We start from the raw sequence: 22,220 nt of genomic DNA, 5'->3' as shown, positions 1-22,220 counted from the left end.
ACACCCGAGCAGCCCCGAACCGACCCGGAACGGCCCCGAGCAGCCCGCAGCCCGCGCGGCGGCTACGCCGCGGCGACCGGGTCGCCGAGGGAGAGCATCAGCCGGTTCGCCCAGTTGAAGAACGCCGCCCCGTGCACGACGTCGGCGATCGCGAGGTCGTCCAGCCCCACCGCGCGCAGCCGGCTCACGTGCGCCGGGGAGAACTGCGACGGGGTCACCGTGAGCGCCGTCGCGGCCGCGACGATCGCGTTCCACAGCTCACCCAGGTCGGCCGAGATCCCCTCGTCGAGCAGCCGCTGCACGTCGTCGTGACGCTTCGAGTGGTGCGACGCGAACCGCGCGTGCACCGAGGCGCAGAAGACGCAGCCGTTCACACGCGACGCCGACGCGGCGGCGAGCTCGCGCTCGGCGCGCGGCAACCCGCCCTCGGTGTTGTAGAAGATGTCCTTGTCCACGCGCGTGCGCGCTCCCAGGATCTCGGGGTCGCGCACCAGCAGCCGGAAGTAGTCGCTCGCGGCACGCCCGCGGTCGACGAGGCCGTCGTAGTCGCGCTCGTCGAGGTCCTCGACCGGCTTGGGCTCCAGATACGGCGTCCAGCCGAGCTGCTCCTGCGTGAACCGCTCCGGGGCGATGTGGTCGGTGGTCGTCGCGGCGCTCATGCCGCCTCCTCCTCGATCGTGCGCAGGCCGATGACGACCCGCTGCTGGAACGCCAGGAACGACACGAGCTGCGACAGCGTCACGACCGCGTCGGTGGACCAGCCGGCATCCGTCAGCGCCGCGAGGGCGGCACGGTCTGCCTCGCGCGGGCGGAACACCAGCAGGTGCGCGTGCTCGAGCGCGGCGGTGAGCCGATCGCCGAGCTGCGCGCGCACGGCGTCGGCGGCGCGGTAGCGGGCGCCGTCGGTGTTCTCCTGCTGCAGACCCGCCTCCGGGTAGCTGCCGAACGGCCCCTCGGTGGCGGCGGCCGCAGCCTCAGCCACGACGATCGCCGCGCGCTCGGGGTCGGCCTGCTCGGCGCGCGCCCGATAGAACGCCGCGGTCGCGTCGTCGCCGGCGAGGCGCGTCGTGAACGCGGCGATCAGCCGGCGCTCGTCGGCCGACTCGCCCGACACGGCCGAGTCGTCGCTCGGCTCGAACAGCGCGGCGTACGCCGCCTGGGCCTGCTCGCGCGTCACGGGGCGCCGGCGCCGCAGCTCGTCGAGGCGGGAACCCGGCGCGATGCCGGTGAGGACGTCGATGACGTCCGGCGGGGTGGAAGTGGTCACGCGTTGCTCCATTCGTAGCGGGCGGGGGTGGATGCCGGTGCGCCCGGCCACCCGAGGGCCGGCGCGACTTCGGTCGCGAACAGTTCGATCGAGCGCAGCACCAGCTCGTGCGGCGCGTCGACCGAGTGCACCTGGAACGCGACCTCGTCGGCACGGTCGAGCACGGGGTCGGCGGCGAGGGAGGCAGCCACCTCGTCGGGCGTGCCGACGTGCGTGTCGGTGGCGCGGATGAGCTCGTCGAGGTCGCCGTCGGGGATCACCTGGCCGCTGCGACGCAGCCCCTCGGCGCCACGGCGCAAGCCCACCTCGGCGTGCCGGCGGGCCTCGTCGCGGTCGTCGGCGACGAAGACGGTACGGGATGCCGTGATGCGCGGCGTGCGGTCGCCCGGCAGCGCCGCGAGGTAGGCGTCGATGATCGGCAGCTGCACCTCGGCGAGCGTGGCGCCGAGCCGATCGGCCGGGCGCGGCTGCGTGCGGGAGAGCATCAGCCCGTGGCCGCTGGCCCCCGCACGTGTCCCACCGCCGGCGGAGAAGGTGGCCTGCCAGACGCGGTCCGCGAGCGTGCCGGCCGGCGGATACAGCCGCGCGCCGCCGCCGATGTCGCCGCCCTCGAGGGCGGCCCGCAACAGCGTCAGCTTGCGGTCGAACAGGGTGGCCTTGTCGTGCGCGTCCAGCCCGAACGGCGTGAACGACGACGGGGTGCCGCCGCTGCCGAGCCCCACATCGATGCGGCCGCCCGAGAGCAGATCGGCGACGACCGCGTCCTCGGCCACCCGCACCGGGCCTTCCAGCGACAGCGTCACGACGCCGGTGCCGAGGCGGATCGCCTCGGTGTGCGCCGCGACGTGGGCGAGGAACACGAACGGCGACGGCAGCCCGCCCTCGGCGGCGCGGAAGTGGTGCTGGGCGACCCAGGCCCGGCCGATGCCGAACCGCTCGGCGTGCTGGATCTGCTGCGTCGCGAGCCGCAGCCGCTCGCCGGGTCCGGCGTCGTCCAACAGACGGGTGAACAGGGCCAGACGCTCGATCATGCGGGAACTCCTTCGGTGGGCACGGCTGCCGGGGCGAGCCGCGGGGCGGAGCCCGGGATCGCACTGAGCAGCCGCGCGGTGTATTCGTCGTGGGGCTGGGTGAAGATCTGCTCGGTGGTGCCGGATTCGACCACCCGGCCGTGGCGCAGCACCGACACGGTGTCGGAGATGCCGCGGACGACGGCGAGATCGTGGGAGATGAACAGGTAGGTGACGCCGAGCTCGCGCTGCAGGTCGTCCAGCAGCCGCAGGATCTGCGCCTGCACCGTGACGTCCAGTGCCGAGACGGGTTCGTCGAGCACGACCACCCGAGGATGCAGCACGAGCGCCCGTGCGATCGCCACCCGCTGCCGCTGCCCCCCGGACAGCTCCCGCGGCCGGCGCGCGAGGACGGTGGCGGGCAGGGCGACCCGCTCGAGCATCTCGGCCACCTGCCGGTGGCGCTCGGCCCGATCGGCCACGCGGTGGTTCACGAGCGGCTCGGCGACGATCGCCTCGATACTCTGCCGGGGGTCCAGCGACCCGAACGGGTTCTGGTAGACCAGCTGCACATCGCGACGGAAGGCGGCGCGGGCGTGGCGATCCAGCGCCGTGACGTCATGGCCGCCGGCGCGCACGTGCCCTGCCGTGGGCCGCTGGAAGCCCATCACGATGCGCGCCAGCGTCGTCTTGCCCGACCCGGACTCGCCCACGATCGCGTGGGTCGTCCCCGCGGGCACCGTGAACGACACGTCATCGACGGCGCGCAGCGCCTCCTGCCGGCGGCCGCGGGAGAACTCCTGCGTGAGGTGCGACACCGTGATCGCGGCATCCGCACTGGCATCCGTCGAGGCATCCGCGACGGCGGCTTCGCCCGTCGGCACCGCGGGACGGTGCACCACGCGAGCGGCCACCGCGTCGAACGAGGGTGCGTCGGCGATGAGCTGGCGGGTGTAGGCACTCTGGGGGTCCTGCAGCACGCGGGCGGTGTCTCCCGCCTCCTGCACGCGACCGTCCTGCAGCACCACGATGCGATGGGAGCGGTCGGCGGCCACCGCGAGGTCGTGGGTGACCATCAGCACGGCGGTGCCGTGCTCGCGGCGGAGGTCGTCGATGAGGTCGAGGATCGTCTTCTGCACCGTGACATCCAGGGCGCTGGTCGCCTCGTCGGCGATCAGCAGCTGCGGCTGCAGGGCGATGGCCCCGGCGATGAGCACCCGCTGCTTCATGCCCCCCGACAGCTGGTGCGGGTACTGGCGCGCACGCAGGTCGGGTTCGGGGATGCCGACGCGGTCGAGCAGCTCGATCACGCGCCGCCGGCGCGCTGCGGCATCCTGCCACCGGTGCACCCGCAGCACCTCGGCGACGCTGTCGCCGATGCGCGCGACCGGGTTCAGCGAGTTGTTCGGGTCCTGCGGGATCCACCCGATGCGGGTGCCGCGCACGGCCTGGAACTGCCGGTCGTTCCAGCCGGTGACCTCCAGCTCGCCCAGCGCCACCCGCCCGGCCGTGATGCGGCCGTTGGCGGCGAGCAGCCCCGTGGCCGCCTGGGCGAGCGTGGTCTTGCCCGAACCGGATTCGCCGACCAGGGCGAGCACCTCGCCGGGTGCGATCTCGAGGTCGACCCCCCGCACGGCGGGGTGGGAGACCCCGCCCAGGTCGTAGGCGACCTCGAGACCGGTGACGGTGAGCACGTTGTGCGTCATCAGCGGCGTCCTCTCTCTGCGGCGACGGCGCTCAGCCGGTTGGCGCTGAGCACGACGATGATCACGACGAGGCCCGGGAGGGTCGTCAGCCACCAGGCGGTGGCGATGTAGTTGCGTCCCTCGGCGATCATGAGTCCCCATTCCGGGGTGGGCGGCGGTGCGCCGAACCCGAGGAACCCCAACGCCGAGATCGCGAGGATCGCGCCGCCGAAGTTCAGCGCCGCGAGCGCGAGGACGGGGGTGAGGGAGTTGGGCAGCACATGCCGCAGCAGCACCGGCCAGAACCGGCCGCCGCTGCCGAACGCCGCCTCGACGTAGTCGGTGGAGCGCACGCGCAGCACCTCGGAGCGGGTGAGCCGGGCGAAGCTCGCGATCGCGCCGATGCCCACCGCGATCGCGGCCTGCACCGTGCCGAACCCGAGGATGATGATGAAGCTGAGGGCCAGCAGCAGCCCGGGGATGGCCAGCAGCACATCGACGATCCGCATGATGACGTCGTCGACGAACCCGCCGACGGTGCCCGCGACGACCCCGAGCAGCGTCCCGGCCACCAGTCCGACGGTCACGGCGACGAGCGCGCCCGAGAGCGAGTGGATCGCGCCGTGCACGACGCGGGAGAACATGTCGCGACCGGTCGCGTCGGTGCCGAACGGATGCAGGGCGCTGGGTGCCTGCAGCGCCGCGGCGGCGTCGCCGGCGATGGGGTCGTACCCCGTGAACAGGCCGGGGGCGATCGCCCAGGCCACCGCGATGAGCACGACGAACCACGACAGCACGACGCTCGGCCGCACCCGCGCGATGCGCGCACGCCAGCCCGGGCGCCGCGGGCCTGTGGCACCCGGCCCGTCGCCCGGCTGGCGCCACGGGAGGGCGCGGGCCTCTTCCTCGATGAGATCGACGGTGCCGACACCCGCGACGGTCTGCGTGCTCATGCGGTGGCTCCTTCTTTCACGCGGCCGGCGAGTCGGGGATCGAGCACCGGGTACAGCAGGTCGACGACGAGGTTGACGACGACGAACGACGCAGCCGCCAGCACGACGACCGCCAGCAGCACCGGGGTGTCCTGGTTGTTGACCGCCTGCTCGGTGATGCGCCCGATGCCGGGGCGACCGAACACGGTTTCGGTCAGCACCGCGCCGCCGATGAGGTCGCCCAGGATGAGCCCCGCCATCGTCAGGGTGGGCAGCACCGCGTTCTTGGCGATGTTGCGCCCCAGGATCCAGGTGGGTGAGGCGCCCTTGGCGCGCACGACGGTGACGAACGGCTGGGCGGCGACGTCGTCGATGCTGCGCACCAGGATCTGGGCGAGCGGCGCCGACAGCGGCACGGCGAGGGTGATGACCGGAAGGATGAGACCCTCGATGGGGCCGGGCCCGATGACCGACACCCAGCCGAGCTGGAAGCTGAAGACCTGCACCAGCATGATGCCGAGCCAGAAGGTCGGGATCGAGACGACCAGCGCCGGCACCGACCGCAGCAGCTGGCGGATCCAGCCGAACCGCGGCACGGTCGACAGGAACGCGACGCCGGCTGCCAGCAGCACCGCCAGCACCAGGGCGAGACCGCCGAGCACGAGCGTGTGCCCGATGGCCTCCCCCAGCAGCTGCCGCACCGGGGTCCCCGTCTGCAGCGAGTAGCCGAAGTCGCCCGCGCCGAACCCGAGGAGGGTGTGCACGTACTGCACCGGCAGCGACGTGTCCACGCCGAACCGCTCGCGCACCTCGGCGATCTGCTGCGGCGAGAGACCCAGTTCGGGGTTCTCGTACTTGATCATGATCGCGTCGCCGGGCAGGGCCTGCAGCAGCAGGAATGCCGCGGTGAACGCGACCAGCAGCACGACGGCCGACTGCCAGATGCGACGCAGGACGTAGCGCATGCGGGCTCCTTCCTCGGGCGGTTACTGCGCCAGCCAGACTTCGTAGAAGCTCGGCCGGGCGACCGACTCGAACGTCACGCCGTGCACGCGGGCGGAGGTGCCGTAGACCTGCGGCTCTTCGAAGAGCGGGATGACGTAGGCCTGCTCGGCGAGGTAGCGCTGCACCGCCTGGCTGTCGGCCACACGCGCCTGTGGGTCGGGGTCGGATGCCACGCCCTCGAGCAGTTCCTCCAGCTGCGGGTCGCCGATGCTCTGGTCGCCGTAGTCGAGGTTCAGCAGCGAATTGCGGTTGAGCGAGTAGAACTGGCTCTTGATGACGTCGAGGTCGGCGCGGGCGACCATCGAGTGGCTGATCTGCACCTGGTCGGCGTCGCGGATCGCCTCGGCGGCGGTGCCGGCGTCGGCCTTGAGGATCTCCAGGTCCACGCCGATCTTCTTCAGCTGCTGGCTGATGAGGGTGAGCGCCTCGAACGAGCGCGGCTGGGCGCCTGCCTCGTTGACCACGAGGTGCAGCGGCTGGCCGTCCTTCTCGCGGATGCCACCGGCCCCGAGGGTCCAGCCGGCCTCGTCGAGCAGATCCGCCGCGGCATCCGGGTCGAACGCGAACGCCTCGGCGGTGTCGACGTAGCCGAGCGCGGTCGAGCTCAGGATGGAGGTGGCCAGCGGATAGTTCTCGGTGTAGATCGTGTCGACGACTTCGGCGCGGTCGATGCCGGCGATGAGGGCCTGGCGCACGCGGATGTCGGAGAGGATCTCGTTGCGCACCCGCAGGCTCAGGTGGTTGTTGACCCCACTGGTCTGCGGGGCGTAGATGGTGAACCCCGCCGCTTCGACCTGGTTCTCGTCCTGCGCCTCGACGTAGCGCACGTAGTCGGCCTGGCCCGACAGCAACGCGCCCACGCGCACGCTGTCCTCGGGGGTCACCGTGATCTGCACGGCGTCGAGCAGGGCACGGCCCTGGTGCGCGCGGTCCGGCGGCGCCCAGTCGTAGTCGTCGCGGGCGGTGAGGGTGAGGGTCGACCCGATCGTCTCCTCGGTGATCGTGAAGGGACCCGAGCCGACGACGGCCTCGGAGTTGCCGGGGGCGAACTGCTCGAGGGTGAAATCGAGGGTCTCGGCCGAGAGCAGGCCGGAGTTGTTCGTCGACGTCGCCTGCAGGAATCCGGGCGCCGGCGCGCTGAAGTGGAAGCTGACGGTGTCGTCGTCGACCACCTCGCTGCTCTCGTAGTTGTTGATCGCCTCCGAGACGGTGAGCCCGCGCTCGGGGTCGCCGAGGCCGAAGAGGTCGAAGTTCTTCGCGACGACCTCGGCATCCAGCGCCGACCCGTCGGAGAAGGTGACGTCGTCGCGCAGGTTGAAGGTGTACTCGGTGGCGTCGGCGTTCACCTCCCAGTCGGTGGCGATCCAGGGCTTCAGCTCGAGGGTCTCCGGGTCCTGCCACACGAGCCGGTCGAAGACGTTGTTGACGATGCCGCCGTTGGGGTAGAAGCCCGCCGACGGCGGGTACAGGGTCGTGTGCGCCTGGTGCTCGAGGTACACCAGGGTGCCGCCCTGCACCGGTTCGCCGCCGGCGGCCGCGTTGCCGGCGGCACCGGGTGCGGCACAGGCGGTGAGGGTCACGAGCGCGAGTGCGGCAGCCGCGGCGGCCGTGGCGCCGCGGGCGGAGAGGGTGCGGGTGCGGGACATGTCGTTCGCTTTCTTTCGGCGCCGTGGTCGGTGCGGGTCAGGCGATGGAGCGGGCCGCGCGCCGGGTGGGCACGGCGGGAGCGAGCGCGAGCCGGTCGCGCAGGGTCGAGTGGGCCTCAGAGAGCGGGGCGAGCAGCCCGCGGCGGCGCAGCTCGGGCACGACGAGGGCGGTGAACGCCTCGAACTGGCCCGGTTGGAAGGCCGAGAGCACGTTGAAGCCGTCGACGGCGCCGGAGGTGAACCAGCGCTCGATGTGGTCGGCGACGTCGACCGCGTCACCGACGACGAAGGCGGCGGGGACGGCGTGGGTGACGACCAGATGCCGCCACGTGACGGGGCGCTCGCCCCCCACCCGTCGCCCGGTGCGCTCGGTGACGAGCCGCACGAGGTGCGCGCCGGCATCCGTGAACCGTGCCGCCACCGCGGCGGGCACGGGTTCGTCCAGCGGCGTGGAGGCTGCCACCTCGACGCCGAGCACGGGGGCGACGGCGGCCAGCGACCGGGTGTCGGGGAAGGCGGCGGGGAGCGCTGCGCCCTGCCCCTCGTCGACGGGCACGAGGGCGAGGAGGGTGTCGACGATCCCCTGCGCCTCGGCGCGCGTGGCGGCGACGACGGGCAGGATCGGCGCGATCACGCGCAGGTCGTCGGGATGCCGGCCGGCCGCGGCCGCGTCGGCGCGCAGCTGGGCGCGCACGTGCTGGGCCGAGGCCAGATCGGCGGGAGCGACGAGCGCGAGATCGGCGAGCCCCGTGGCCAGCGCCCGCGACCGGGGCGAGGTGCCCGCGTGCACGATGGGCAGGTGGCCCTGCGGCGGCCGGGCGGTGTTGAGCGGCCCGGTCACGCGGATGTGCGCACCCTCGGCGTCGGCGGAGTGCAGGCCCGCCGGGTCGATCAGGCGGCCACCGGACTTGTCGGCGACCCAGGCGTCCTCGTCCCATGAGTCCCACAGCGCCCGCACCGTGCGCACGAACTCCTCGGCGCGGTCGTAGCGGGTCTCGTTGTCGGCGTGCGCATCGCGGCCGTGATTGCCCGCGGCGCGCGGCTCGGCGCCGGTGACGACGTTGATGCCGGCGCGCCCCGAGCTGAGCACGTCGACCGATGCCGCGGCGCGGGCGAGCGTGTAGGCGTCGGCGTAGGTGGTGTTGACGGTGGCGATGAGGCCGACGCGTTCGGTGATGCCGGCGAGGTACGTGACGGCGGAAAGCGGGTCGATGCGGGCCAGCAGGTACGGGTCGCGGAACTCCAGATCCGGACCGGTGGCCAGCCAGTCCCCGAAGAAGAGGTAGTCCAGGTCCGCCTCGTCGGCGAGCCGGCCGATGCGCCGCAGCACCTCGGCGTCGCGGCCGGGTTCGGCGTGTGCGTCGGGGTGGCGCCAGCCCGATGGGTAGGCGCCGAGGGTGCGCACCATGGCCCCGATGATGAGCGGGCGGCTCCGAGCGGTGTCGGGGGTGCGGGACATGCTCTCTCCTGGTGTCGGTGACGGCGGTGCGGCCGGTGCGGCGGCGTTCGGTCAGCGTAGGGAGAGCGCGAGGGGCCCCGGCGGGCGCCCGACGCAATGTGTCGGCCTGTGTCGGACGCACCGATTCGACGGGCGCGGGCGGGGGGAGTCCGGAGGCTTGTGTGGCGAAGTGTGACGCGGTGCGCGTCAGCGCCCGGAGCCGGGCGCGGCGCCGTGACCGGGCCGGTGGAGCCATCCGGATGCCGCGCCGAGCACGCCGCCGACGAGCGTGTCGATCACGCGTTCGCTGACGAACTGCGTGCCCAGCTGCCCGGTCGCCGCTCCCGTGAGCAGCAGCACGAGCGGGGTGATGAACACCAGGGCGAGGCCGTAGTTGCGCACGACGAGCAGCTCGACGACGATCTGCAGCGCTCCGAGTGTCGCCGCCAGCCACAGCCCTTCGATGCCCCACGGCGCGATGAGGAGGAAGACGCCGGCGCCGGCGACGGTGCCCAGCATGCGGTGCAGCCCCCGCGCGACCGCGGCCCGGCGGCCCACTGCCACCCCGATCACACCGAGGGCGGCACCGACGACCCAGTACGTGCGCTGCGGGTCGACGATCGCCCCGATCGCGGTGCCCGCCACGGTGACGATCGCGGCGCGCAGGAACATGGTGCCGGCGACACCGGTGAGCACCGGGCGCGGCAGCAGCTCCCGCAGCGGCCGCGCCGAGACGCGGCGGATGCCCGGCCACAGCAGCGGGGTCAGCGCCAGCAGGTAGGCGAAGCCGATGCCGAGCGCGAGGATGCCCAGGTAGGCGAGCGACTCCGTGGCATCCAACGCTGCGGCGATCTGGCCGCTGAGCCCATAGATCAGCACGAAGAACAGCGGCCCCGGCGCGCCGAGGGCGAAGCCGTACATCGCGGCCGCCGCCAGCAGCGCCACGACGATCAGACCCGCGAGCGAAAGGGCGGGGACGTGCGCGCACGCGACCCCCAGGGCGGCGGCGGCGAGGAGCCCTCCCCCGATGAAGGGGAGCAGCCGGGCGCGCTCGACCGGCGGCAGGGCGCTGGCATGGATGATCACGAAGGCGCCGGCGGCGGCGCGGTACCCCAGTTCAGGCGCGCCCAGCAGCGTGAACACGACGATCGGGGCGACCATCGCGACGGCGGCCTGCAGCGCGAGCGGCCAGCGCGGCGCCGGTGCGGGAGTCAGCCGGAAGAGCCCGGCGACGATGTCGGTCAGCGCGGCGCGCGCAGGCGACATGGATCCTCCGGGAAGTGGGCGGGTGGGTCTTCCACGGTAGCCGGGCGCCCTGGGTGCCGGCGATGGTAGCGTCCCGGCCATGGCCGAGGATGCCCTCACGACATGGCTGCTCGATTCCGATCCGGCGCTGCGCTGGCAGGTGGAACGCGACGTGATCCACGCCCCGCCCGAGGTGTGGCAGGCCACTCGCGCCACAGTGCCCCGCGCGGGGTTCGGCGCGCGGCTGCTCACTCTGCAGGATCCCGACGGGCAGTGGGCCGGCGGCGCCTTCTTCCCACGCGATGCCACCGAGGACGAAGAGGGACAGCCGTGGATGGCGACCACCTGGTCGCTCAACGCGCTGCGGGAATGGGGAGTGGATGCCGTGGCGCTGGGCGACACCGCCGAGCGCCTTGAGGCGAACTCCCGGTGGGAGTACGAGGACCTGCCGTATTGGGCGGGCGAGGTGGACTGCTGCATCAACGCCTACACACTCGCCAACGGCGCGTGGCTCGGGGCCGACGTCCGGGGCATCCGGCAGTGGTTCATCGACCATCAGCTCGCCGACGGCGGCTGGAACTGCGAGTGGATCGAGGGGTCGACCAGGTCGTCGTTCCACTCGACACTGAACACGCTCAAGGGGCTGCTCTGGTACGAACGCGCCGTCGGCGGCGACGACGAGCTGCGGGCGGTGCGCCATGTCGGGCAGGAGTACCTGCTCCAGCGGCGACTGCTGCGGCGGCTGTCGGACGGCGAGCAGGTCGCGCCGTGGGCGACGACCCTGGCCTACCCGTTCCGGTGGCGGTTCAACGCCCTCAACGCGCTGGATCACTTCCGCCAGGCCGCGCAGTTCGACGCAGCGCCGCCGGACCCGCGGCTCGCTGACGCGGTCGAGGTCGTGAGTGCGGCACGGCAGCCCGACGGCAGGTGGCTGCAGGAGGGTCGGGATCCCGGTCGGGTGTGGTTCCACGTGGATGTGGAGCCTGGCGAGCCGTCGAAGTGGCTGACGCTGATCGGCACCCGGGTGCTCGACTGGTGGGACGGCCGAGGGACGCGGGCGCGACACGGGCCCGGCCGCGGCGGCGGCGCATAACCCAGGAAGAACTGGGTTGGGGTGGGGACAAGACGGTGACGGTGGCCGGTTCTTCCTGGGTTATGGCCCCGGTGAGCAGGTCGAGGATCGGCGCCGAGCCCTCCCCAGGGTGCAGATGTGATGAGTTATCCACAACCCCAGGCCAAGACTGATTTCTGCGGCCATCAATGTCGGTGGGGATCGGCAGGATTGGGGGCATGAACACCTCCCCGACCACCCCCGCACGAACCCCGGTGCTGTCACGTGAACAGGTGGTGTCGGGGCTGGAGGGGGTGCGTCGACGTCGGGCGGAGGTGGATGCCGACGAGGCATGGTTCATCTCGCAGGGTGACGCGATCGCCGCGGAGGAGACCGCGCGTATCCCGTCCGCCGAGGGGCGGGAGCGGGAGCTGCCGTTGCGGGGAATGGCCGCGGAGATCGCGGCGGTGCTGCGGCGCTCCGATCAGGGCATGCGAGACCGGATGCATGACGCCACCGTGCTGGTGGACGACTTCGCTGCGACTTTCGAGGCGTTGCGGGCGGATCGGATCGACCGCGTCCACGCCCGTCTCATCCAGGACGCCGGCGCCCGCATCACCGACCCTGACGCGCGGGCCCGGTTCGAGTGCGCCGCCCTCGTGGTGGCGGAGCAGGAGACCCCCGGGCGGGCGAAGCCGACCATCCTGATGCTCGCGCAGCGACTGAACCCGGTCCCGTTGGAAGAACGACACCGGCAGGCCGCCGCCGCGCGGCGGGTGTGGGTGCGGGACCTGGATGATGGGATGGCGGAGATCACCGCCCTGCTGCCCGCAGAGCTGGCGTACGCGATCAAAGACCGGCTGAACCGGCACGCCCGCGCGATCACCGACGCGCACCGTGCCGCCGCCGCCGAGGCGAAAGCCGCCGCTGACGCAGCAGCAGCAGCAGCAGCAGCAGCAGCAGCAGATGCCACCACGGCCGCCACGGCCGCCAGCGAACCCGAGGGCGGTGCCGACACGGACCGCCCAACCGATGAGATCGACGCAACCGATGCGACCGCAGCGACCGGCGACGTCCTAGCGACGGACCGGCGCACGATGGACCAGATCCGCGCCGACGTGCTCACCGATCTGCTGCTCACCGGGCACGCCACCGCAGCCGAGGCCGCCGGGGCGATCCCGGAGTGGGCGCCGATCGTCGCGCAGGTGCAGATCCTCATTCCCGCCCACACGCTCATCGGCGTCGATGAGGGGCCGGCCGAGCTCGTCGGGTACGGGCCCATCAGCGCGGATACCGCGCGACGGCTCGCGGCGACCGCGGAGGTGTGGGAGCGCCTGTTCGCCTCACCCAGCACGGGCGCGGTGCAGCAGGTCCTCACCTACCGCCCGACCCTGGAGATGCGCCGGCATCTGAACGCCCGCGATGAGCACTGCCGGTTCCCGGGGTGTCGAAGACCGGCCCGGCAGTGCGACCTCGACCACACCCATGAGGCCGCCCTAGGTGGGCCGACCTGCCTGGCCAACCTCGCCAACCTGTGCCCCGGGCGACATCACCCGGTCAAGCACGGCACCGCGTGGAGCGTGGCGCAGAAGGCCGACGGCATCCTGGAGTGGACCAGCCCCACCGGGCGGGTCTACACCGACGTCCCCCGCCGGGTGCTGGAATTCATGGCCCTCGCCGCCATCGACGAACCTGCGCCCTTCTGACTCGACAGGCGCCGGCGGCGACCACATCAGCTGACTGTTACCGGTAACATCGCGGCATGACCACCGCCGATGCTCCCCGCCCCCTGCCCACCGATGTCGAGGTCGCCGTGGCGCGGGTGCGCGCGGAGGTCGCGGGGTTGCACGCGGAGCTGGTGCGGTACGGCCTGGTGGTGTGGACCGGTGGGAACGTGTCGGGGCGGGTGCCGGGGGCGGATCTGTTCGTGATCAAGCCCTCGGGGGTGTCGTACGACGATCTGGGTCCGGAGAACATGATCGTGTGCGACCTGGACGGCGTCGTGGTGGCGGGGACGCCCGGCAGTGACCGGTCGCCGTCGAGTGATACCGCGGCGCACGCGTACGTGTACCGGAACATGCCGGAGGTGGGTGGGGTGGTGCACACGCATTCGCCGTATGCGACGGCGTGGGCGGCGCGGGGTGAGGCGATTCCGTGTGTGATCACGGCGATGGCGGATGAGTTCGGCGGGGAGGTGCCGGTGGGTCCGTTCGCGATCATCGGGGACGATTCGATCGGCCGCGGCATCGTGGAGACGTTGACGGGGCACCGGTCGCGGGCGGTGTTGATGCAGAACCATGGCCCGTTCACGATCGGGGCCAGCGCGAAGGATGCCGTGAAGGCGGCGGTGATGGTGGAGGACGTGGCCCGCACCGTGCACCTGGCACGGCAGGGCGGCGAGGTCCTCCCGATCCCGCAGGACGCGATCGACCGGCTCTACGACCGGTACCAGAACGTGTACGGACAGACCACCGACGACCGCCGCTAACCCACGCCGGGCGCGCTGTCAATCCCCTGCCTCCTTCGACATCACGGGGTCACTGTCGAGGTGGAGGAACATCGCCATGCACACCCCCTCACTACCCCTCAGTCCCCCGCGTCGGCCCTACGGACACGACCGAGATCGTACGTCCCGAGTCCCCGACGCTCCCCCCGGCATGACGTCGCGCCGCATGCTCAGCACCGCGGTCGCGCGCGACGGCATCCGCCCCGCTGCACGCCATGAGTGACATCGTGGGCGAGATGACGACGCTCGCGCGCATTCGCGTCGAGCCGCTGGGCCGCGTTGCGTGGCGCCTGTCGGACCGCACCGAGAAAGACCCCGGCCTGGCGCTGCTGGCGTACGTCGAGTTCGTCGAGGGCGGCGCATACGAAGCGGTCTGGGTCTCCGTGCGCACCGGCACGAGCCGGCACTCCACGCTCGACGAGGTGGTGCGGACGGCGCTGGAACTGCTCACTCCTCCGGCCGAGTCCCGCAGCACCAAGCCGATCCCGATCGCGCATCGCTCCCCTTTCGCGCCGAGTTGAGCCGCGGGATAGTTAGGCAACCTTGCCGGATTGGTTAAGCATGCGCCACCCGATACCTTGACCTAATGGGCAAACTTGTTTATGGCAGTGGTAACCGATCGTTCGACATCGAAGATCGGGCTCTGGCGCACCTGCGCGTGGTGTTCATGAACAAGCTCCGCCGTGGCGAGCCGTTCATGTTCCACCACACCGAGCCTCACGTGACCTGCACCGTGTGGACCCACCCCGCAGTACCGCTGGTGTTCCAGTTCCACGGCAGCCGCCAGCCCACCCTGAACCGCGAATGGGTCGAAGCCCTCATGCAGGAGGCGAGCAGCCCCAACGGCCTGCGCCTCGTGCCCGAGCCTGCCCCGGGTTCGGTCGCCCTCGCCGACGCCGTCGGCTGATCAGACGCACTCGCGATCGACCGCGTCGCGCACGAGGTCGAGGAACTCGGCGATGTGCTTCGCCTCGGTGTCGCTGAGACGCGTGGCGAGCCTGCGCACGTGCGCCGTCAGCGGGTCGATGTCGTCCAGGTCGGCGTTGCGGTCGACCGGGACCACGAACTTGCTGCGCCCGTCGTCGGGATTGCGCGTGAAGTTGACCAGTCCACCGCTGCGCAGCCGGGTGAGCATGCCGGTGACCGACGCCGTCGAGACGCCGAGGTGCTCCGCGATCTCGGTGGGGGTCACCTGCGCGCCGGCATCGTCGCGCTCGAGGATGTAGCGCATCGCGGCCCGCGCGCTCTCGCTGGGCCCGCACTCCGCCTGGCGCCGCCGGGAAAGCCGCGCCTCGGACAGTCGCAGCAGCTCGACGCTGCGGGCGGCGCGGTCGGTGTTCGATTCCTCTGGCATCCGGTCCCCTCCATCGGGTGGGTACGCCGCGGCGAAGCGCGCGACCCATCGTCTGTGCTCGCATCACTCGGCCGGCGATGCGGATAGTGCAGCCGGGCAGAGTTGTAAAGCCCTGAGCGGGATGCGGCTGCCTTATCTACCGTATGGGACATGGATGCCGACGACATGACCGATGAGCAGAAACGTCGCGATCAGCTGCTCGCCGCACCCGACGCGGTGGAGTCCGACGCCGACCCGAGGATCGATGTGACCCACCGCGACGGCGTCACGCGCATCGACGTGCGCGATGACGCGGCCGTCCGTCCCGGCGGCCCGGTGCTGGACGAGGACGACACCGACGGATGAGCGATGTGCAGCAACTGGCGCGCCTCGCCCAGGAGTGCGGCCTGAGCATCGCCACCGCCGAGTCCCTCACCAGCGGACTGCTGGCCGGTCGCGTCGGCGAAGGGTCTGCGGCGGGTGACTGGTTCGCCGGCGGCGTCGTGGCGTACCGCACCGAGGTGAAGGAGCGCGTGTTGGGCGTGACGCGGGGGATCGACCCCTGCTCGCCGGAGTGCGCCGAGCAGCTCGCCGTGGGCGTGCGGGGCCTCATGGATGCCGACATCGCCGTGTCCACGACAGGGGTCGGCGGACCCGACCCGCAGGATGGCCACCCCCCGGGCACGGTCTTCCTCGGCTGGGCCACCCGCGAGGACACCGGCCACGTGGCGCTGAGCCTGTCGGGTGAGCCCGACGAGGTGCTGACGGCAACCGTCGAGGCCGCCGTCTCACTGCTGCGGGAACGGATCGATGAATTCGCGTGTTAGAGTGGAGACTCCCCGGTTCGGGGAAGATCCTTCGCGTCGACACACTCCAGTGCCGGAGAGCACCACCGACAGGATCCCCGTCGCATGAGCGGCCAGTTACCCCGTGCTCCGTCATCCGCCCTCTGTGCGTGACGCCACACATGAAAGTTCTTCTCTTGTCTTCTGTTTTCTGCTGCGACGCCGTCGCGCAGCGCCCGCTGGATTGGCGTCAGGCCGATCACGATGTGTTCGTGGCCACCGCCGCCGGCGAATACGCCGGCTTCATCGCGCGTGCCGAATCCGGCTTCACAGCACATGGCCCGCTTGGACAGGCCCTCGGCCTGTATGCTTCCGTGGAGAGCGCTCAACACGCACTCACCGAGCTTCGGGAAGACAACACCACGGCTTCCGCGGAACACCCGCGGCTCACCCGTCCGCGCCGCATTCGTCGGCTCGGCACCATCGGTCGCACGAGCGGCCCGAAAAGTAGAAGGAAAGACACGATGGCCACTGGCACCGTGAAATGGTTCAACTCCGAGAAGGGCTACGGCTTCATCGCCCCTGACGATGGGTCCGCCGACCTGTTCGCGCACTACAGCGCGATCGCCGGCAACGGCTTCAAGGAACTGCGCGAGACGCAGAAGGTCGAATACGACGCCGAGCAGGGCCCCAAGGGCATGCAGGCTGCGAACATCCGCGCACTCTGAGTTTCCGCGAAGGCCGGCACGCATCACGCGTGCCGGCCTTCGTCGTTCATTCCGAGAGTCCTCAGTGCATTCCCTTCGCGGAATAGGGGTGCGCGTAGTGTGAGCCTCAGCGATCGGCAGCCGCCGTTGGCTCCAATGAAGGCCAACACGGTCCCGATCGAAAAGGGGTGCACCATCTCCGCTACCACCGTCGAGTCCACGCTCGGTCCGATCCGTCAGACATACGCAACCACCAAAGACTTCCCTCCGATCACCAGGGCGTACACCGACGTCTCCCACGTGGTGAAGGAAACCGGACTCCTCAACCGTGCCCGTGGCTTCTACGCCCTGGTCGGCGCGGCCGTCCTCCTCGGCTTCGCCGGTGCGATCACCGGCTTCGTCCTTCTGGGCGACAGCTGGTTCCAGCTGCTGATCGCCGCGGCCCTGGGCATCCTGTTCACGCAGGTCGCCTTCCTCTCCCACGAGGCAGCACACCGCCAGATCCTCGCATCGGGACCAGCCAACGATCGGCTGGCCCGCATCCTCGGCAATGCCGTCGTGGGGATGAGCTACTCGTGGTGGGCCACCAAGCACACCCGCCACCACGCCAACCCGAACCGGGTCGGCAAAGACCCCGACATCGACATCGACACGATCTCGTTCCTCGATGAGGACGCGGCCTCGGCACGTGGCATCCGCCGGTTCATCACGAAGCGTCAGGGCTGGTTGTTCTTCCCCTTGCTGACTTTCGAAGGCCTGAACCTCTACTTCATCTCGCTGCGGCACCTGTTCAGCCGCGAGCCCGTCAAGGGCCGCTGGATCGAACTGGCGATGCTGGCCGTGCGTCACGCCGTCGTGTTCACCCCGATCTTCCTGTTCCTGCCGCTGGGCATGGCCTTCGCGTTCTCCGGCGTGCTGGTCGCCGTCTTCGGCGTGTACATGGGCGCCTCGTTCGCCCCGAACCACAAGGGCATGCCGGTCATCGCGAAAGACGCCAAGCTCGACTTCTTCAGCAAGCAGGTGCGCACCTCGCGCAACATCCGCGGCGGTTGGTGGGCGACCTGGCTCATGGGTGGGCTCAACTACCAGATCGAGCACCACCTGTTCCCGAACATGCCCCGCCCGCACCTGTCCAAGGCGCGCGAGATCGTCATCGAGGCATGCCGCACGCTCGATGTGCCCTACACCGAGACGAGCCTCATCCGTTCGTACGGCATCGTCATCGAATACCTGAACCGCGTGGGCCTGGCCGCCCGCGACCCGTTCGACTGCCCGATGGCGGCGACGTACCGCCGGGTGTGACAGCCACCTCCGACTTATCGACGGCACCTCCGGTTCGCAAGGGGGTGCCGTCGTCTTTTGCGCCCCGTAGCGTCGGGGCATGAGCGACGTCACGATCTTCGCCCCCTCGCCCACCCTCACCGTGACCGTCGAGGAACATCCCGACGGCAACGAGATCCACGTGCACGCCGGCGGCCAGGGGGTCTGGCAGGCACGGATGCTGCTGCGCCTCGGCACGAGCGTGACCATGTGCTCGGCGCTCACCGGCGAGATCGGCCGGGTGCTACGTCACCTCCTCCAGGACGAGGGCATCTCGATCGTCGCCGTCGAACGCGAGGGCCACGGCTCGGCATACGTGCACGACCGGCGCGGCGGACAGCGCATCGCGATCGCCGAGGAGGAGGGCGACCCGATCGGGCGCCACGAGCTCGATGAGCTGTACGGCGCGACGCTGGCGGAAGGGCTGGAGTCCAAGCTCGTGATCCTGAGCGGACCGGCCGGCGACAACGCGCTGCCGCCGGACACCTACCGGCGCCTCGCTGCCGACCTGCGGGAGGGCGGCGCGACGGTGCTGGTCGATCTGGCCGGCCCACGCCTGGCGGCTGCCGTGGCCGGAGGGGCGGACGTGCTCAAGGTGAGCGATGACGAGCTGCTCGCCGACGGCCGGATCCGCGATCGATCGATCGGGGCGATCCGCGAGGCGATGCGCTCCCTCCAGGAGGAGGGCGCGCGCACCGTGATCGTCTCGCGCGCGGTCGAACCGCTGCTCCTGCTGGACGAGCGCGGCTTCGTCGAGGTCAGCACGCCCCACCTGCAGGTCGCCGACACCCGCGGCGCCGGCGACTCACTGACGGCCGGCGTGGCGGCGGGGCTGGCCGCCGGTGAATCCATCCGCGAAGCCGTGACGCTCGGGGCCGCAGCCGGAGCGCTCAACGTCACCCGACACGGCCTCGGCACCGGAGATCCCGCCGCGATCGCGGCCCTGCGGGAATCGGTGGCGGTGCACGATGCCAACGGCACCGACGACGCCCTGCCGGAGCAGCCGGTGACCGGGAGAGTGAGCCCCGACGGCCTTGCCGCACTCGCAGAGCCGGAGGAGGAGGCCCGGTGACCCGCGCGCTCATCACCAACGACGACGGCATCGCCGCGCCCGGCCTCCACGCCCTCGCCCGTGCGGCGCAGGCCGCGGGATTGGACGTGACCATCGCGGCCCCCGCCGTGCAGTCCAGCGGCGCGAGCGCCTCCATCATGGCGGAGGACCACGACGGGCGCATCGACGTGGAGCGGCGCACCCTGGCCGGGCTCGAGGGGATTCCGGCGTTCGCCGTGCACGGCGGGCCCGGCCTCATCGCGCTCATCGCCGCGCACGGCGCCTTCGGCGACCCGCCGGAGCTGGTGTTGTCGGGCGTCAACCACGGTGCGAACGTGGGCCGGGCGATCCTCCACTCCGGCACGGTGGGCGCCGCGCTTACCGGGGGACTCAACGGCGCGCACGCGCTGGCGATCTCCCTCGACGTCGGCATGCGGCCGACGCAGTTCCACTGGGATGCCGCGGCCACGGCCGCGGTGGCGCTCGTTCCCCAGCTCCTCGCCCGCCCCGCCGGCACGGTGATCAACGTCAACGCACCGAACACGGCCACCCACCGCGGCATCCGGGAGTCGACGCTGGCGCCGTTCGGCATCGTGCAGACGACGCTGAGCGAACGCGACGAGCACCACATCCGCCTCGCGGTGGAGGATCTGCCGAACACGCCGGAGCCGGGGACGGATGCCGCCCATCTGGCGGAGGGCTGGGTCACCGTGACCGGGCTCGACTCCGTCTCCGACGTCGCGCTCGGGGTCGGCTGATCGCTCAGCGCGCCCCGGAACCCCCCGCAGCGCGGTCGAGGGCGTCCAGCCGTTCGGTGATCCGCGCGATCACCTCGGTGGCGGCAGCGGCCTGCTCAGGCGTCAAATCGTCGATGACCTCGACCACGGCGGCGTGGTGCGCGCCGTGCGCCTGGTCGACGAGGGTGAGAGCCTCGGGCGTCGGCACGAGGTAGTGGGCGCGGCGGTCACGCGGATGCTGCACGCGCTGGAGGAGTCCGCGGCTCACGAGCCGCTCCACCACGTTGGTCACCGTGGCACTGGAGGTGGTGAGCATGACGAGCAGATCCTTCGGGCTGAGGTCGCGCTCATCGCGGTATCCCTGCACGAGCAGCCGCAGCGCCGTGAGGTCCAGGCTCGACAGCCCCGACCGCTCCTGGGCGCGCTGCGCCTGGATCCGTTCCGCGCGACGCCATCGGAGGATGGCCTCGCTCAGCTCGCGTCCCGACGGCGTCGCCGGCTGCTCGGCGTACAGATGCTCTCCTTCGTGGAGCACCACGTTCTGAGGCATGCGCCTCCCCCGTTCGTTCTACCGGTCCTCGGAAACCACGGCGTCGCGCGCCGCGGCGAGGGACGGGAACCACCCGATCCGCGCCCCGGTCTCATCCAGGGCGCAGAAGCCGCCCCATCGCTCGCGCTCGACAGCTCCGAGGTACTGACCCCCCGTGTTGGCGACCCAGAACCCCTGCTCCACCTCGAACCAGGCCGCGGCGGACCTGACCTCGGTCGACGGTGCGGTGTCGATCATCACGGACATGTCGTCTTCTCCTTCGTGCACGGGATTCCGTCCACGTGATTACACACTAGCTGTATTACATACTTCATGTGATTGACATCCGCTGTGATTATTCGCTATAGAAGTAGGCAACGTCACACCTGTCGCGGCAGAAGAGGGTCGCCGCCGAGCGAAAGGAACCAGTGATGGGACTTCTCTACTACGGGGCCGACAAGAACCCCGCCGAGATCCCCGACCGACTGCTGGCGCACGTCAAGGTCGTCACCGCCACCAAGCTCCGGCGCAACGAGAGCTTCACGATCTCGTGGCGCCACCCCGAGGGCGATGACCTCGGCCGCACGACCCTGTGGATGCAGCCGGCGATTCCGCTGCGCTTCGTGTTCGAGAATCCCGAGCCCGAGACGCTCGACCCCGATCTGCTCAGGGAACTCGCCGCCGCCGCGAACTCCGCAGGCGGCATGTCGCTCGACTGGGAGCACGACGGCGAGGCGTCAGCGCCCGCACCTGCCCCCACACCCACGCAGCGTCACCTCGTCGCGGCGTAGCGCGGATCACCACGACGGGGTGAGGGCGACCCGCTCTCCCCCGACCCAGACGGCCGCGGTGAGGGGCACCCCCGGCCGGTAGGCGAGGTGGGCGGCGGCGGGAGCGTCGAGCACCTGCAGATCCGCCCGACCGCCGACGGTGAGCAGGCCGACCGCGTCAGGGCTCTCGGCCATGCCGAGTGCGATCGCGCCGCCGCGGGTGGCGGCCCAGATCGCCTCCTCGATCGTCAGGCGCATCTGCAGCACGGCCGTGGCCACGCAGTAAGACATCGAGGTCGTGTACGACGTGCCCGGGTTGCAGTTCGTCGCGATGGCGACAGTGGCCCCGGCATCCCACAGCCGCCGCGCCGGGGCGAGCGGCTCGCGCGTGGAGAGGTCGCACGCGGGGAGCACCGTGGCGACCGTGCCCGAATCGGCGAGCGCGTCGACGTCGGCGTCGGTCAGCGCATTGCAGTGGTCGACGCTCGCAGCGCCGAGCTCGACGGCGAGGGCGACCCCGCCGCTGTGACCGAGCTGGTTGCCGTGCACTCGCAGTCCGAGCCCGGCGCTGCGTCCGGCCTCGAGCACCTCGCGCGACTGCTCGACATCGAAGGCGCCGCGCTCGCAGAACACGTCGATGAACTGCACCCAGGGCGCCACCGCGCGGAGCATGGGACCGGTGACCAGGTCGAGGTAGGCGCGCGCGTCGAGGTCGGCGGGCACGATGTGAGCGCCGAGGAACGTGACGACGTCGGCCTGTGCGGCCGCGATGCGGGCGCTGCGCTCTTCGGAGGCGACGTCGAGGCCGTACCCGGTCTTAGTCTCCAGGAACGTGGTGCCCTGGCGGCGGGCTTCGTCGCGCAGCCGGGCGATGGTGGCGGCGAGTTCGGCGTCGGATGCCGCGCGCGTCGCACCGACGGTCGTGGCGATGCCGCCGGCGGCGTACTTCTGCCCCGCCATGCGCGCCTCGAACTCCGCCGAGCGGTCACCCGCGAACACCATGTGCGTGTGCGAGTCCACCCAGCCCGGCAGCACCGCGCGGCCGCCGACCGAGGTGACCGTGTCGGCGGCGGGGGCGTCGGATGCCGCCCCCAGCCAGGCGATTCGCCCCGATTCGACGATGAGCGCCGCCTGGTTCAGCCGCGGTCGATCGGGCAGATTCGTCGTCAGCTCGCCGATGTCGGTGATGAGCTCCGCCCCCAT

General features: G+C 71.4%; 25 protein-coding genes. 12 read left to right on the top strand and 13 right to left on the bottom strand.

The window, feature by feature from the left end; all coding sequences use genetic code 11:
* Positions 1-62 precede the first annotated feature (62 nt).
* The 9 genes from ACFVR6_RS03105 to ACFVR6_RS03065 form a co-directional block, all read right to left on the bottom strand.
* Positions 63-659, bottom strand: a complete 597-nt coding sequence (locus ACFVR6_RS03105; RefSeq protein ID WP_386958703.1) for an alkylhydroperoxidase domain protein — start codon at positions 657-659, stop codon at positions 63-65.
* Positions 656-1,267 (bottom strand): CMD domain protein, encoded by a 612-nt coding sequence (locus tag ACFVR6_RS03100; protein WP_386958701.1) that lies wholly within the window; start codon positions 1,265-1,267, stop codon positions 656-658. The genes ACFVR6_RS03105 and ACFVR6_RS03100 overlap by 4 nt, the downstream gene beginning before the upstream one ends.
* The gene (locus tag ACFVR6_RS03095) at positions 1,264-2,298 is read right to left on the bottom strand and encodes a putative FMN-dependent luciferase-like monooxygenase (protein ID WP_386958700.1); all 1,035 of its coding nucleotides are present in this window, start codon (positions 2,296-2,298) and stop codon (positions 1,264-1,266) included. The genes ACFVR6_RS03100 and ACFVR6_RS03095 overlap by 4 nt, the downstream gene beginning before the upstream one ends.
* A complete protein-coding gene (locus ACFVR6_RS03090; protein WP_386958699.1) occupies positions 2,295-3,983 on the bottom strand; it encodes a dipeptide ABC transporter ATP-binding protein in 1,689 nt (562 codons plus the stop codon). The genes ACFVR6_RS03095 and ACFVR6_RS03090 overlap by 4 nt, the downstream gene beginning before the upstream one ends.
* Positions 3,983-4,915 carry an ABC transporter permease gene (locus tag ACFVR6_RS03085; RefSeq protein ID WP_386958698.1) on the bottom strand — a complete coding sequence of 311 codons (933 nt, stop codon included), beginning with the start codon at positions 4,913-4,915 and terminating at the stop codon, positions 3,983-3,985. Before ACFVR6_RS03085 ends, ACFVR6_RS03090 begins: the two co-directional genes overlap by 1 nt.
* Positions 4,912-5,859 (bottom strand): ABC transporter permease, encoded by a 948-nt coding sequence (locus tag ACFVR6_RS03080; RefSeq protein WP_386958696.1) that lies wholly within the window; start codon positions 5,857-5,859, stop codon positions 4,912-4,914. Before ACFVR6_RS03080 ends, ACFVR6_RS03085 begins: the two co-directional genes overlap by 4 nt.
* A gap of 21 nt (positions 5,860-5,880) precedes the next feature.
* Positions 5,881-7,545, bottom strand: a complete 1,665-nt coding sequence (locus tag ACFVR6_RS03075; protein WP_386958694.1) for a TIGR04028 family ABC transporter substrate-binding protein — start codon at positions 7,543-7,545, stop codon at positions 5,881-5,883.
* Positions 7,546-7,582: 37 nt separating this feature from the next.
* Positions 7,583-9,004 (bottom strand): NtaA/DmoA family FMN-dependent monooxygenase, encoded by a 1,422-nt coding sequence (locus ACFVR6_RS03070; RefSeq protein ID WP_386958693.1) that lies wholly within the window; start codon positions 9,002-9,004, stop codon positions 7,583-7,585.
* A 186-nt stretch (positions 9,005-9,190) separates the two neighbouring features.
* Positions 9,191-10,249, bottom strand: a complete 1,059-nt coding sequence (locus tag ACFVR6_RS03065; RefSeq protein WP_386958691.1) for an FUSC family protein — start codon at positions 10,247-10,249, stop codon at positions 9,191-9,193.
* Between the two features lie 79 nt (positions 10,250-10,328).
* Here ACFVR6_RS03065 and ACFVR6_RS03060 point away from each other — a divergent pair, with 79 nt between their 5' ends.
* From ACFVR6_RS03060 to ACFVR6_RS03040, 5 genes are all read left to right on the top strand, one after another.
* Entirely contained in the window at positions 10,329-11,321 is a 993-nt protein-coding gene (locus ACFVR6_RS03060; protein ID WP_386958689.1) for a squalene cyclase, read from the top strand.
* 197 nt (positions 11,322-11,518) lie between these two features.
* A complete protein-coding gene (locus tag ACFVR6_RS03055; protein WP_386958688.1) occupies positions 11,519-12,985 on the top strand; it encodes an HNH endonuclease signature motif containing protein in 1,467 nt (488 codons plus the stop codon).
* 56 nt (positions 12,986-13,041) lie between these two features.
* Positions 13,042-13,767 (top strand): L-ribulose-5-phosphate 4-epimerase, encoded by a 726-nt coding sequence (locus ACFVR6_RS03050; protein ID WP_386958686.1) that lies wholly within the window; start codon positions 13,042-13,044, stop codon positions 13,765-13,767.
* 233 nt (positions 13,768-14,000) lie between these two features.
* A complete protein-coding gene (locus ACFVR6_RS03045) occupies positions 14,001-14,306 on the top strand; it encodes a hypothetical protein (RefSeq protein ID WP_386958684.1) in 306 nt (101 codons plus the stop codon).
* 65 nt (positions 14,307-14,371) lie between these two features.
* Positions 14,372-14,692, top strand: a complete 321-nt coding sequence (locus tag ACFVR6_RS03040) for a DUF7882 family protein (protein WP_386958682.1) — start codon at positions 14,372-14,374, stop codon at positions 14,690-14,692.
* On the opposite strand, the gene ACFVR6_RS03035 is transcribed toward ACFVR6_RS03040, so the two are convergent.
* The gene (locus tag ACFVR6_RS03035; protein WP_386958680.1) at positions 14,693-15,139 is read right to left on the bottom strand and encodes a MarR family winged helix-turn-helix transcriptional regulator; all 447 of its coding nucleotides are present in this window, start codon (positions 15,137-15,139) and stop codon (positions 14,693-14,695) included. It lies immediately after the preceding gene.
* Positions 15,140-15,289: 150 nt separating this feature from the next.
* Between ACFVR6_RS03035 and ACFVR6_RS03030 the strand changes: the two genes are divergently transcribed.
* The 6 genes from ACFVR6_RS03030 to surE all read left to right on the top strand — a co-directional run bounded on the left by ACFVR6_RS03030 (position 15,290) and on the right by surE (position 19,739).
* Positions 15,290-15,484: a hypothetical protein gene (locus ACFVR6_RS03030; RefSeq protein ID WP_386958678.1), complete on the top strand. Its 195-nt coding sequence runs from the start codon at positions 15,290-15,292 to the stop codon at positions 15,482-15,484.
* On the top strand, positions 15,481-15,945 hold the full coding sequence (locus ACFVR6_RS03025; protein ID WP_386958677.1) for a CinA family protein: 465 nt from the start codon (positions 15,481-15,483) through the stop codon (positions 15,943-15,945). The genes ACFVR6_RS03030 and ACFVR6_RS03025 overlap by 4 nt, the downstream gene beginning before the upstream one ends.
* 482 nt (positions 15,946-16,427) lie before the next feature.
* Positions 16,428-16,631, top strand: coding sequence for a cold-shock protein (locus ACFVR6_RS03020; RefSeq protein ID WP_191718937.1), 204 nt, complete (start codon positions 16,428-16,430; stop codon positions 16,629-16,631).
* A 135-nt stretch (positions 16,632-16,766) separates the two neighbouring features.
* Complete coding sequence (locus ACFVR6_RS03015) at positions 16,767-17,912, top strand: fatty acid desaturase family protein (RefSeq protein ID WP_386958836.1); 1,146 nt, start codon at positions 16,767-16,769, stop codon at positions 17,910-17,912.
* A gap of 79 nt (positions 17,913-17,991) precedes the next feature.
* Complete coding sequence (locus tag ACFVR6_RS03010; RefSeq protein WP_386958675.1) at positions 17,992-19,002, top strand: PfkB family carbohydrate kinase; 1,011 nt, start codon at positions 17,992-17,994, stop codon at positions 19,000-19,002.
* Positions 18,999-19,739 (top strand): 5'/3'-nucleotidase SurE, encoded by a 741-nt coding sequence (gene surE / locus ACFVR6_RS03005; RefSeq protein WP_386958673.1) that lies wholly within the window; start codon positions 18,999-19,001, stop codon positions 19,737-19,739. Before ACFVR6_RS03010 ends, surE begins: the two co-directional genes overlap by 4 nt.
* Before the next feature lie 4 nt (positions 19,740-19,743).
* On the opposite strand, the gene ACFVR6_RS03000 is transcribed toward surE, so the two are convergent.
* Together ACFVR6_RS03000 and ACFVR6_RS02995 are read right to left on the bottom strand one after the other, a co-directional pair.
* Positions 19,744-20,268: a MarR family winged helix-turn-helix transcriptional regulator gene (locus ACFVR6_RS03000; protein ID WP_386958672.1), complete on the bottom strand. Its 525-nt coding sequence runs from the start codon at positions 20,266-20,268 to the stop codon at positions 19,744-19,746.
* Between the two features lie 18 nt (positions 20,269-20,286).
* Positions 20,287-20,514: a hypothetical protein gene (locus ACFVR6_RS02995; protein WP_386958670.1), complete on the bottom strand. Its 228-nt coding sequence runs from the start codon at positions 20,512-20,514 to the stop codon at positions 20,287-20,289.
* A gap of 164 nt (positions 20,515-20,678) precedes the next feature.
* Between ACFVR6_RS02995 and ACFVR6_RS02990 the strand changes: the two genes are divergently transcribed.
* Entirely contained in the window at positions 20,679-21,038 is a 360-nt protein-coding gene (locus ACFVR6_RS02990) for a DUF7882 family protein (protein WP_386958668.1), read from the top strand.
* Positions 21,039-21,044: 6 nt separating this feature from the next.
* Here ACFVR6_RS02990 and hutI read toward each other — a convergent pair whose 3' ends face one another.
* The gene (hutI, locus tag ACFVR6_RS02985) at positions 21,045-22,220 is read right to left on the bottom strand and encodes an imidazolonepropionase (protein WP_386958666.1); all 1,176 of its coding nucleotides are present in this window, start codon (positions 22,218-22,220) and stop codon (positions 21,045-21,047) included.

It is taken from the genome of Microbacterium sp. NPDC058021, from assembly GCF_042885955.1.
Taxonomy (GTDB): domain Bacteria; phylum Actinomycetota; class Actinomycetes; order Actinomycetales; family Microbacteriaceae; genus Microbacterium.
Note: the sequence above shows the minus strand (reverse complement) of the source record. Positions and strands in the feature narration are given on the sequence as shown.